Annotated in this window: 11 protein-coding genes; all 11 read right to left on the reverse strand. The window is 48.5% G+C overall.

Annotated elements, in window-relative coordinates; translation table 11 throughout:
• Positions 1-101 precede the first annotated feature (101 nt).
• The 11 genes from BLA28_RS28165 to BLA28_RS28215 all read right to left on the reverse strand — a co-directional run bounded on the left by BLA28_RS28165 (position 102) and on the right by BLA28_RS28215 (position 12,357).
• A complete protein-coding gene (locus tag BLA28_RS28165; RefSeq protein WP_069159516.1) occupies positions 102-1,361 on the reverse strand; it encodes a GDSL-type esterase/lipase family protein in 1,260 nt (419 codons plus the stop codon).
• A 12-nt stretch (positions 1,362-1,373) separates the two neighbouring features.
• Complete coding sequence (locus BLA28_RS28170) at positions 1,374-2,810, reverse strand: MBOAT family O-acyltransferase (protein WP_069159515.1); 1,437 nt, start codon at positions 2,808-2,810, stop codon at positions 1,374-1,376.
• Positions 2,811-2,987: 177 nt separating this feature from the next.
• Positions 2,988-3,767 (reverse strand): tryptophan synthase subunit alpha, encoded by a 780-nt coding sequence (trpA, locus tag BLA28_RS28175; protein ID WP_071699668.1) that lies wholly within the window; start codon positions 3,765-3,767, stop codon positions 2,988-2,990.
• Entirely contained in the window at positions 3,760-4,944 is a 1,185-nt protein-coding gene (gene trpB, locus BLA28_RS28180) for a tryptophan synthase subunit beta (RefSeq protein WP_009256449.1), read from the reverse strand. Before trpB ends, trpA begins: the two co-directional genes overlap by 8 nt.
• Positions 4,937-5,659: a phosphoribosylanthranilate isomerase gene (locus tag BLA28_RS28185; RefSeq protein WP_069159513.1), complete on the reverse strand. Its 723-nt coding sequence runs from the start codon at positions 5,657-5,659 to the stop codon at positions 4,937-4,939. Before BLA28_RS28185 ends, trpB begins: the two co-directional genes overlap by 8 nt.
• Positions 5,656-6,438 carry an indole-3-glycerol phosphate synthase TrpC gene (gene trpC, locus BLA28_RS28190; RefSeq protein WP_069159512.1) on the reverse strand — a complete coding sequence of 261 codons (783 nt, stop codon included), beginning with the start codon at positions 6,436-6,438 and terminating at the stop codon, positions 5,656-5,658. The genes BLA28_RS28185 and trpC overlap by 4 nt, the downstream gene beginning before the upstream one ends.
• A gap of 62 nt (positions 6,439-6,500) precedes the next feature.
• Positions 6,501-7,508, reverse strand: a complete 1,008-nt coding sequence (gene trpD / locus BLA28_RS28195) for an anthranilate phosphoribosyltransferase (protein ID WP_069159511.1) — start codon at positions 7,506-7,508, stop codon at positions 6,501-6,503.
• A 30-nt stretch (positions 7,509-7,538) separates the two neighbouring features.
• The gene (locus BLA28_RS28200; RefSeq protein WP_069159510.1) at positions 7,539-8,114 is read right to left on the reverse strand and encodes an anthranilate synthase component II; all 576 of its coding nucleotides are present in this window, start codon (positions 8,112-8,114) and stop codon (positions 7,539-7,541) included.
• Positions 8,111-9,586, reverse strand: coding sequence for an anthranilate synthase component I (gene trpE, locus BLA28_RS28205; protein WP_069159509.1), 1,476 nt, complete (start codon positions 9,584-9,586; stop codon positions 8,111-8,113). Before trpE ends, BLA28_RS28200 begins: the two co-directional genes overlap by 4 nt.
• 812 nt (positions 9,587-10,398) lie before the next feature.
• The gene (locus BLA28_RS28210; protein ID WP_069159508.1) at positions 10,399-11,019 is read right to left on the reverse strand and encodes a carbohydrate-binding family 9-like protein; all 621 of its coding nucleotides are present in this window, start codon (positions 11,017-11,019) and stop codon (positions 10,399-10,401) included.
• A 129-nt stretch (positions 11,020-11,148) separates the two neighbouring features.
• The gene (locus tag BLA28_RS28215; protein WP_044967033.1) at positions 11,149-12,357 is read right to left on the reverse strand and encodes an acetate kinase; all 1,209 of its coding nucleotides are present in this window, start codon (positions 12,355-12,357) and stop codon (positions 11,149-11,151) included.
• Positions 12,358-12,373: the final 16 nt, after the last annotated feature.

The raw sequence follows: 12,373 nt of genomic DNA on the forward strand, positions 1-12,373 counted from the left end.
AACCACTTTCCTATGCGGCCCTTAGGATGGAAAAGTCCTCAACAGGTATTGGACAATTATCTGCTCTCTCTGTAACAAATGTTTGACAAACCTACACAAATTCAAAAGGATTCCCGGATTATACCGTGCCCCAGAAGATAGTTTTTCCAGAGCTGATAATACTTCGCCTTCAAATGGATCTGGTCGAAGGTATACTCGGTGACCAAATCGCCGTTGGCATCACTTACCGCATCATTGATCTCCAGGTAAAAGATATCCTGGTTATTGGCCATAGCGGCCAGCGCTGCGTTTCTGGCATTAATATTTTCATTGTTGAAAATCTTGTCCGTATGGCTCTTTTCACCGCTCACACGCATGATTCCCTGGACAAAAATGATTGCGTTCGGCTGCAGCTGTCTGATCCGGTTCACCGCATCCGCATACACGGTGAAAAAGCTTTCCGTAGTCCCTCTTCCTAATTCATTAATTCCAAGCATGATATAGATCTTTCCGAACTGTTTCTGGGAAAGCGCTTCTTCTATTGTCACCTTAGTGCCGTCATCAAGCTGCGCCACTTTTTTCGGGGATTCAAACACATTATATATGGTAAGGGAGGTAGCCGAGTAAAAGGTTACATTATCACTGAAACCGGCGTATTCATCAAGCCCTACCGTTCTGGAATCTCCTATAAACAAAGCATCGTCAAAATAGGATTCATCCACCTGGGTAAATTCATAAGTCTTATTTTCATCCGCAGCGGATTCCTGTTCCTGTACCGTTTCCGCCTCCGAACCAGTTTCCTGACCAGTCTGTTCGCCGCTCTCTTCTGCCGCATGATTATCGGACACGCTTTCCGGACCCGGCAGCTGCATGGGTATCTGTTCTTTCTGCTGCTCTGTTTTATCTGTATTGATCAATTGTCCGAACTTATCATACATGGGCTGGACCGTATTCCCGGAAACCATGCTGTTTCCTGTCAGCACATTGGAATCAACCGTGTTTGCCGAAACACCGCCCTCCTGATCCGCCGCATTATCAGAAACCGTATTTTCTTCCCCGTTTTCTGCCGCTTCGTCTGCCGCCCCGCTTTCCTGAATCTCTTCTTCAGCGGAACCGGTCTCTTCTGTCAGGGAATGCTCTGCCTGTGCTGTATCCTCCTGCGCTCCTGCCATTGTCTGGCTGGCTTCATGAACGAACAGGTCCCATGGATAAACACCATCCTTCCATCCCTGGAAAACCAGGGATAAGCCGGGCGTCATCCATCCGTCCTGTCTGCTATAGGAGGCATATATCGTATGTTCCCCTGCATATCCTGCACCTGTTATTAGCAATCCGCTTACCAGAAGGAGCAGGAAAAGCGGATATTTGTTCCAATTTTTCATTTATATGCCACCTTAAAATCTAAAATACATAAACGGATTATTTGCCGCATTGGTCAGCTGGTAAACAGCCATCCAGAACAGCACCAGAAGAAGCGCATTGGCATACCAGCTTTTCCTGTGCTTGTTGAACCAGGCGGAAACTCCGGGAATACAGAAAAAGATCCCGGCCAGCAGAAGCCACCAGTACATGGAGAAATACTTGAATATATCCTGTGGATTAAGGGTCTCTCCAATTCCGAAGAAAGGAAACAGACGGCCAAAATATATTCCTAAATCAGGGAGACTGGTCACGGCAAATATCACCCAGGTAAGCGGAATCACAATCCATACGTAAATATGGGAAACCAGCTTATGGCGGCTCAGCCATTTGCCATAAAAAAGCTTCTCCACAATAACAAACAGGCCAACAGTAATCCCCCATATGAGAAAATTCACACCGCTTCCATGCCAAAGACCGGTAAGCAGCCATACCACACACAGATTAAGAAGAAGCCGCGGTATCCCCTTCCGGTTTCCTCCCATAGGAATATAAACATAATCCCTGAACCAGCTTCCCAGTGTCATATGCCATCTGCGCCAGAAATCACTGACGGAAGTCGCCATATAAGGCTGATCGAAATTCTTGATATATGGCATCCCTATCATCATGCCGATTCCCACCGCCATCAGGGAATAGCCCTCAAAATCAAAGTACAGCTGCAGGGAATAAGTAAATGCCCCCAGCCATGCAAGCGGTGTGGAAATACTCTCAAATCCGATTGTCTGTATATCATTCCAGAGAATTCCCAGCCTGTCTGCAAGAAGCACCTTGGCCCCCAGTCCAATCACAAGCAGCCGGAGTCCTTCCTCAAACTGCTCCGGTGTACATCCCAAATGCTCCAGCCCTTCCGAGGCATCATCATAACGCATGATTGGCCCGCTGGTAAGCTGAGGGAACATACACACATAGGAACCAAAGCTCCAGAAAGAATTGTCCGCCTCCACTTTTCCCCGGAAAACATCCATTTGATAGGATATCATTTTAAAGGTATAAAAACTGATTCCCAGGGGAAGGAGTATATTGCTGTCCACCACATTTCCTATTTTAAAGAATGCCAGCACTCCCACATCGGTTATCAGGGCCAGCAAAAGCCATTTGCGCCTTTTTTTATCTCTCCATTTACTGTGGATAAAGGGGGAATCGATATCCACCTTCATATTCTTCCCTATAAGGAAATTCAGCGCCGTACAGGCCAGCAGAAGGAACACAAACCGGGGTTCTCCGCAGGCATACATCAGGATACTTCCTATAAAGAGTACTATCTTCCGATATTTAACGGGTGTCAGATAAAAAACAACCAAAAAAACAGGCAGGAACCGAAACAGGAATTCCAGACTGCTGAAAATAAGGCTATTCTGACTAACTATGTTTCCTAAATCAAATCCTGCCACATTCTCCACTCCAGACATTACTTAAAGTTCCATATCCGTCTTCTTCAGTCATAAATTTCCGACAAAAACCGACCGGATACGGCCTATTAAGCATAATACATTTTAATAGGAATGAAAAGAGAATTTTCGTATTTTTTTAAACTTAATTTTTTCTTAAAACAATTGTAAGAATTTCCCGAGAAACCTCCGGGGGCTTTAATCAGCCGCCCGGACTCCCGCTTTCATACTGCGTACATATTCTTTCAGAGCTTCTCCTGCATTTGCACCATTGGCCGCAATTATCTTTACAATAGCGCTGCCCACAATGGCCCCGTCGGAAACGGCAGCCATTTTTTCCGCCTGTTCCGGAGTGCTGATTCCGAAACCGACCGCACAGGGAATCTTTGTTACTTTGCGCACCATATTTACAATAGAGGAAAGATCGGTCGTGATCTGACTGCGCACACCGGTCACACCCATGGACGATACAATATAGATAAAGCCGGCCGCGTCTTCCGCAATCTTCCTGATACGTTCCTCTGATGTGGGGGAGATCATGGATATCAGATCCACTCCGTTGGAAGCGGCTATGGGAGCCAGTTCCCCTTTTTCCTCAAACGGCATATCAGGAATGATAATGCCATCTACGGAAAGCTCTCTGCATTTTTCCAAAAAAGCATCATATCCATAATGAAACACCGGATTCAGATACGTAAGAAAAACCAGAGGAATCTGTGATTTTTCCCTCACTCTGCGGACAATGTCAAATACGCCGTCCGTAGTCATTCCCGCCTTCAGGGCCCGTATATTCGCTTCCTGTATCACCACGCCCTCCGCAGTGGGATCGGAAAACGGTATGCCGATTTCCACCAGGTCCGCACCGGCTTCTTCCATATCCAGAATATATTCCACTGTTTTATCCGCACTCGGATCCCCTGCGGTCAGAAACGCAATAAAAGCCTTGCCGTTTTGAAATGCATTTTTAATCTTACTCATGAATATCCCTCCCTCTGTACCGTGCAATAGCGGCCACGTCCTTATCGCCTCTGCCGGACAGGCATATGATAATACTGTCATCCGTGCTGTACTGTGCTGCAATTTTCTTAACATGGGCCACGGCATGGGCGCTCTCTATCGCACAGATAATACCTTCCGTACGGGCCAGGTATTCGAACGCATCCACCGCCTCGTCATCGGTAACCGGTACATACTGCGCCCTGTTTGTGTCATGCAGGTAGGCATGTTCCGGTCCGATTCCGGGGTAATCCAGGCCGGCGGAGATGGAATAGACCGGAGCTATCTGTCCATATTCATCCTGGCAGAAATAGGATTTCATCCCGTGAAAAATCCCCAGTGTCCCCTTCGCCATTGTCGCCGCATGCTGCCCGCTTTCCAGACCTCTTCCCGCGGCTTCACAGCCTATAAGCTGTACTTTTTCATCCGGGATAAAGTTATAGAACATACCCATGGCATTGCTGCCGCCGCCGACACAGGCCACTACAGCGGCAGGAAGCTTTCCTTCTTTTTCAAGGATCTGTTCTCTGGCCTCCTTACTGATCACGCTCTGGAAATCTCTTACCATCATGGGAAAAGGATGAGGCCCCATCACAGAACCCAGTACATAATGAGTATCCGATACACGGTTCGTCCATTCCCTCATGGTTTCGTTCACCGCATCCTTGAGCGTCTGTGTGCCGCTGGTTACCGGATGCACCTTTGCTCCCAGAAGTTCCATACGGTATACATTCAGCGCCTGTCTGTCCGTATCCTCCTTACCCATGAAAACCTCACATTCCATGCCAAGGAGCGCCGCTGCCGTTGCCGTTGCCACACCATGCTGTCCGGCTCCCGTTTCCGCTATTACTCTGGTTTTTCCCATTCTTTTTGCCAGGAGCACCTGTCCCAGCACGTTGTTGATCTTATGGGAACCGGTATGGTTCAAATCCTCTCTTTTCAGATAAATTTTGGCCCCGCCAAGATCCTTCGTCATTTTTTCCGCATAATAAAGCAGGGAGGGACGGCCTGCATATTCCTTCAGAAGCCGATCCAGCTCCTCCTGAAACTCTTTGTCCTTTTTATAATATTCATAACATTCTTCCAGCCGGATCAGTTCATTCATCAAGGTTTCTGATATATACTGTCCTCCAAACTCGCCAAAACGTCCTTTACTCATCACATCGATTCCTTTCTTTATCGGCTCTGCCGCTCTCCCTGAGCACCATGGCCTCTTTTTCCGCCAGCCTGGCGGCTCTCATAAAATCAACAATTTTTATTCTGTCTTTTCTTCCGGCGCTTTCCACTCCGCTGCTCACATCCAGCGCAAAGGGTTCAAACAGCCGGACCGCTTCCGCCGCATTGCAGGCGTTCAGCCCTCCGGCGAGGAAAAACGGTTTTCCCACCGCCCGGGCCTCATCGGCCAGCGACCAGTCAAAGGGTCTTCCCTCTCCGCACCCGCCGTCAAAAAGCAGATAATCCGCCGCACTGTCCTTCCATTCCGCCAGCTTCCTTCCATCCGTAACCTGTACCGCCTTAATTACCTTTTTCCCGCTTTCCCTTTGAATAAAGGCAATATCATCCTCTGTCTCCTGCCCGTGAAGCTGTGCGGCCTCAATCACGCCGCTCTGCAAAAGCCTGATAATCTGTTCCGGCCTCTCGTTCACAAAGACACCCACCGGGCATATTTCTTCCCGCAAAAGCCTGCGCAGCCCTGCGGCCTGTTCCGCAGTCACCTGTCTGCGGCTTCTGGCAAATACAAACCCCACATAATCCGGGCATACTTCATTGGCGTACAGAATATCTTCTACCCGGCTCAGGCCGCAGATTTTTACCCTGAGGCTTTCGTTCTTCCCATCCTCCCTGCAAAAGGACGGGCCGGTAAGGGGCTTCACAGTTTTCCCCGCAAAATATCCAGTTCCCTGCGTTTATCAGGACTCCGCATCAGCGTTTCCCCGATTAAAACCGCATTTGTACCATTTTCCCGGAGGATTTGGATATCCTGTGCCGTCTTCATACCACTCTCCGAAACAAAAAGGATATCTGCAGGAACCAGCTTACGCAGTCTGACGGAATTGGTGATATCCACCTGGAAGTTCTTTAAATCCCGGTTATTGACTCCGATAATCCTTGCCCCGCACCGAAGAGCCATTTCCACCTCCTGCCGGTCATGGGCCTCAACCAAGGCAGAAAGGCCCAGACTGTCCGCAAGCGCAAGGTAACTCTTCAGCTCCTCTTCCGTAAGAATCGCGCAGATCAGAAGCACCGCAGCCGCACCCAGCAGCTTTGCCTCATAAACCATATAGGCATCCACGGTAAAATCCTTGCGCAGTACCGGAATCGAAACCTTGCCGGCTATTTCCTTAAGGTACTGATCACTTCCCAGAAAAAATTCCGGTTCCGTCAGTACGGATATCGCCGAAGCCCCTGCAGCTTCATATTCCCCGGCTATCTGCAGATATGGGAAATCCGGTGCGATCAGTCCTTTTGAAGGAGACGCTTTTTTCACCTCACAGATAAATGATAATTCTTCCTTCCCCAGCGCGCGTTCAAAGGGAAATCCTGTGTCCGGGCTTAATTGTTCCGCTTCTTTTCGCAATTGTTCCAGAGGAACTGTCTGTTTCCTTATTTTTACCCGTTCTCTTGTTTTCTCAGCTATTGTATCCAGTATCATGGTTTACTCCATCCTTTAACATCCATTGTGATTCAGCCGTTCTTTTCCATTTATTCAAAGGCTTAGCTGTTGGAACAGGCTATAAACTCTTCCAGCTTTTTCTTCGCCCTGCCGCTTGAAATGATATCTTCGGCCATTCTCACTCCGGCTTCCATGCTTTCTGCCTTTCCTGCAATATAGAGCGCAGCTCCGGAATTCAATACCACCGCATCTCTTCTTGGCCCTTTTTCTCCTTCCAGTATGCTCAGGGTAATGGCGGCATTTTCTTCCGGCGTACCGCCCTCCAGCTCCTTTTTATCGCATTTTACAAAACCGAACTGTTCCGGTTCCAGGTAATAGGTTTTGTAATCCCCGTCCTTTACCTCACACACATAGGTTTTGGCGCTCATGGAGATTTCATCCAGCTTATCCATGCCGTAAACCACCATAGCCCTTTTTACTCCCAGATTAACCAGAACCCTTGCCAAAGGCTCTACCAGAGTCTCATCATATACGCCCATGACTTCCATATTGGCTCCTGCCGGGTTAGCCAGAGGTCCCAGGATATTGAAGATAGTACGGATTCCCAGTTCCCTGCGGACAGGCCCCACATATCTCATGGCCGTATGGTATTTCTGGGCAAATAAGAAGCAGATACCGATATCCCTTAACAGTTCGGCACTCCTGGCCGGCGCTATTGTGATATTCACTCCCAGAGCCTCCAGGACATCCGCAGCGCCGCATTTGCTGGAGGCCGCCCGGTTTCCGTGCTTTGCCACCGGGACACCTCCCGCCGCAATCACCAGCGCCGAAGTAGTGGAAATGTTAAAAGAATTGGAACGGTCTCCGCCGGTTCCCACGATTTCCAGTACATCCATGTCATTCAGAAGACGGACACAATGATTTCTCATTTCCTCCGCTGAGCCTGTGATTTCCTCAATGGTTTCCCCTTTCATGGAAAGCGCCGTCAGATATGCGCTTTTCTGAATATCAGAAGCTTCTCCGCTCATGATTTCATTCATTACCTCTTTCGCCGTCTCATATCCGATATCTTCTCCGTTTGCCAGTCTGGCAATTGCTTCCTTAATCATTTTCAATCCATCCTTTCTGTCATTCCTTTTTTATTCCGCTGCTTCTGAAAGCAGATTACGGATAATGCCCATTCCTTCCGGTGTCAATACGGATTCCGGGTGAAACTGAACTCCATATACCGGATATTCCCTGTGTTCCACAGCCATGATCTCACCATCCGCCGTTCTCGCCGTAATAACAAGCTCTTCCGGCATGCTGTCCGGATCCGCTGCCAGTGAATGGTATCTGGCTACCTGCATATGTTCCCCCATTCCCTGAAACAGCCTGCTTTCCGGCTCCAGCAGAGCGTCCGAAGTCTTCCCATGCATCAGTTCCTTTGCATAGCCTATTCTGGCCCCGAATGCTTCGCATATGGCCTGATGCCCCAGACAAACCCCGAAAATGGGTATTTTTCCTGCAAGCCTGTGCACCACCTCTTCACAGATACCGGCTTCCGATGGTTTTCCGGGTCCCGGTGAAAGAACAATCAGCTCCGGCTGCAGCTGCTCAACGGCATCGACTGTCATTTCATCATTCCGAATCACCTTGATATCCGGGTTTACCGTACCGATGAGCTGGTACAGATTATAGGAAAAGCTGTCATAATTGTCTATTAACAAAATCACCCGTCAATTCCTCCTTCCGCCGTCTCCAGGGCCGTCCTGACCGCCCTGGCCTTATTAATACACTCCTGATATTCCTTTTCCGGTTCACTGTCCGCCACGATACCGGCCCCGGAACGGATAAAGACCTTTCCGTTTTTGGCAAATGCCAGCCGTATGGCAATGCAGGTATCCATGTTCCCTGTGAAGGCCAGGTAGCCTATGGCACCGCCGTAAATTCCTCTTTTATTGTTTTCCAGCTCATTTATGATTTCGCAGGCCCGCAGCTTAGGTGCTCCGGAAAGGGTTCCTGCCGGGAGAATGGTCTCCACGGCATCCAGCGCGTCCCTGTTTTCACCCAGTGTCCCCGAAACCGTGGAGCCGATGTGCATCACATGGGAATATCGCTGTATGGTCATGTATTTTTCCACCCTTACCGTTCCTATCCTGCTGATTTTCCCGATATCGTTTCTTCCCAAATCCACCAGCATATTATGCTCCGCACGTTCCTTTTCATCCTCCAGCAGCTCTTTTTCCAGTTTTTCATCTTCTTCCGCAGTGGTTCCTCTGGGCCTGGTTCCCGCGAGAGGAAAGGTATAGAGCTGATCTCCCTCCAGCTTTACAAGCGTTTCCGGGGAGGCTCCTGCTATTTCAATGCTGTCGCTGGAAAAATAGAACATATAGGGAGAAGGATTTATTGTACGCAGCAGCCGGTAGGTATCAAACAGGCTTCCTTCCATATCCGCATCCAGCCGGTTGGACAGCACCACCTGGAAAATATCCCCTTCCCTGATATGGTGCTTCGCCTTCTCCACCATGCCGCAGTATTCCTCACGGCTGAAAAGCTCCCGGAATCCGGAGCGAAGCTTAAGCGGCGGGATATCCGCCTTTCGTCCGTTCCGAATCAAATCCGCCATATACTTCAGTTCTTCCATCGCTTTGTTATAGGAGCACTCCAAAGCATCCGTTTTCGCGTTGACAACCAGAATTATTTTCTGTCTGTAGTTATCAAAGGCAATTACTTTGTCAAAGAGCATGAGATCCACATCCTGAAAGCCTTCCGTATCCTCGGCATCCAGCTTCAGTGACGGCTCACTGTATTTCATGTAATCATAGGAAAAATATCCTACAAGCCCGCCTGTAAAAGGGGGAAGCCCCTCCAGCACAGGGCTTTTATTCTCTTCCAGTATCCGCCGTATATATTCCCGGGGATTTCCTTCATGCTCCTGGGTATGAAGCGTATTTTTTATTTTCACCCTACCGTCATGACAGGTAATTTCCAGCGCCGGGTCATATCCCAGAAATGTATAACGTCCCCATTGTTTATTATCCTCCGCACTTTCCAGCATATAACAATGGCGGCTGACATTCTTCAGAATCCGCATGACCTCTACGGGTGTAACCGCATCTGCATACAGTTCCCTGGTTAGGGGAATCAGACCATATCGATCCGCCGATGCTGCTTTTTTCGCTTGCTCCAGGCTTAATGTTTCCATTTTTTCCTCCAATTCTCTGCCCGGACCGGTTCACAGAATATTTTTCCGCACAAAAAACCCGTCCATGACAGAATCCTGATAAAGTCTTCTGTCAAGGACGGGTAATATTTCACCACCCGCGGTGCCACCTTGATTCACGTAAAATAACGTGCTCTCGCCGGATACCATCATATCCGCGGCAACTGACGTATGCCTCACGTCACGGCTACCGGACAGCCCTGCGGCTTCCCTTCACCATGCCCTCCGTGGTCCATTTAACAGGCTGCGTTCTGTCCGTTCTCAGCATTCCGGACTCTCTGTAAGTGCACGATCTGTTTTTATCTCCACATCATCGGTTTTAAAAACATTGTTTTGTTGTTTGAAGTTTTATTTTATTGCATTATAACGCTAAAGTTATAAAAAGGCAATAGAAAATTTAAAAAATGTGGTGGAATGTGGTGGAACAGTATTTGTCCTTTCCCCTCCGGGTGTCCTGTGGCCCTGCTCGCTGCCTGCCTGTGCGGCCCGGGAGAGATGTTATTTGCTGGTTCAGATTCAAAAAAGGGATATTTCTAACAGTTCCGATAACCCAATCAGCCGTCAACGCGGCTGAACTCCTCCCTTTGGTCGTCAGAGCGACTTTAGTCGCTTACATCGCCGCTAAGAACAGACGGCTGATTGGGTTATCGGAACTATAAGAAATAATCACCTTTTTTTCATATTCACCTGCAAATAACATCTCTCCCGGGCCGCACAGGCAGGCAGCGAGCAGGGCCACAGGACACCCGGAGGGGAAAGGACAAATGCTGTTCTGCGATAATCTTTGAAAAAATTTAGGGTGTTATATGGGCTTTGGCAAAGTGTATGGGGAGGTGGAAGTTGGGGGTGGGGTTGTCTATGGGGTGGTAGGCGGCGTAGTGTTCTATTTCGGGGGATTCTGAAATCTTGTAAAAGTTGCAGTAAAATTCTGTGGTTTCGTCCAGTTGGGAGAGGCCGCATTCTTTTTTCAGGAAGGGTTCCGGGATCAGGAGAGACAGGGTCCAGCGGTCTTGGTGTATGGTGGTTCTGCAGCTGCAGGTTTTCAGGTATTGCTGGGGCATGGAGGATCTGTTTTTTCTTCCTTTTCCGTAGGCGGCGTATAGGGCGGCGTTTGCGTTTATTTCAAAGTTGGTGTACATACAATCGTTGGTAAGGGGTTCTCCTTTTTGGGGGAAGGCGAGAAAGATTTCCATGGCGCTGTCTTTGCATACGGGATCCATGTAGTTATGGTATTCTTTTTTTGGATTTTTTTCTTCGCAGGTCATTTCTACATAAAAGCCTTTGTCTTTCAGGTAGGTCATTGTGCCGTAGGCTTTGGGTTTTGTCAGGCAGGTCCACATGTAGTTGTTGATTGTAAATAAGGTGCCTTTATCTGCGTTTTCTGGAGAATCGATGATTTTTACCTGGTATTCCATGATTTGCGTTCCTTTCTGAATTGGTTGGGCCGGGAAAGGCTGTCGGCTTCTGGCGGACAGGTTTTTCCGGGATTTTATAAAAAAGGCCGTAATCCCGGAAGGAACCGGAGGCTACGGCCTTTTGATTTGTTACAGGGAATCAGCTTTGAGGATTTCTGCTGTTTCCCGGGCTATTGCAAGTTCTTCATTGGTGGGAATTACGAGTACTTTGGTTCCGTTTCCGGGTTTGGAAATAATTATTTCTTCGCCGCGTTTATGGTTGGCTTCTTCATCCAGGGAAATTCCCAGGAATGAAAGGCTTTCACATACCATGTCACGGATAATGGGGCTGTTTTCTCCTAATCCGGCGGTAAAGCAGATGGCGTCCACGCCGTCCATTTCGGCGGCATAGGCTCCGATATATTTGATAACTCTCTGGGAAAATGCTTTAAGTGCGCGGACGGCATCGGTGTTACCTTCCAGATATGCATCTTCCAGATCTCTGAAGTCGGAGGAGAAACCATCGGAAAGTCCGTAAACGCCGGATTCCTTGTTGAGGATATCCATGATTTCATCGATGCTCTTTCCTTCTTTACGTGCGATAAACCCAACAATGGCGGGATCGATATCGCCGCTTCTTGTACCCATTATCAGTCCTTCCAGAGGGGTTAAGCCCATGGACGTATCTATGCATCTGCCATTTTTTACAGCGGATACGGACGCTCCGTTTCCGAGATGGCAGACAATGGTTTTCAGGCTTTCATAGGGCTGTCCGAGGACAGCTGCCACTCTTTTGGAAACATAATCATGGCTTGTCCCGTGAAATCCATATCTTCTGATTTTGTAGTCCTTATAGTAATGATAGGGAATTGCATACATATATGCTTCTTCAGGCATGGTCTGGTGGAAGGCGGTATCAAACACGCCTACCATAGGAATTCCGGGCATCAGGGCTTCACAGGCTTCTATACCGATAATATTGGCAGGGTTATGGAGAGGAGCCAGTTCGCAGCATTCCTGAATGGCCTCCTTAACCTCAGCAGTAATCAGTGTGGCTTTTGCGAAATGTTCGCCTCCGTGCACAAGCCGGTGCCCTACCGCTCCTATTTCCTGAAGGCTCTTCACCACTCCCGTTTTCTCATCGGTCAGTGCCTTCAGTACCAGGCTGACAGCCTCTTTATGATCCTTCATCGGAGCTTCTGTAACCTGTTTTTCACCTCCTGCAGGAGTATAAACCAAACGGCTTCCTTCAATCGCTATTCTTTCGCACAGTCCCTTTGCGATCAGCTTCTCGCTCTGTGCATCAATCAACTGAAATTTTAAGGAAGAACTTCCGCAGTTAATGACTAAAATATTCATAATCGTAATACCTTTT

This window comes from Eisenbergiella tayi (assembly GCF_001881565.1).
GTDB lineage: Bacteria > Bacillota > Clostridia > Lachnospirales > Lachnospiraceae > Eisenbergiella > Eisenbergiella tayi.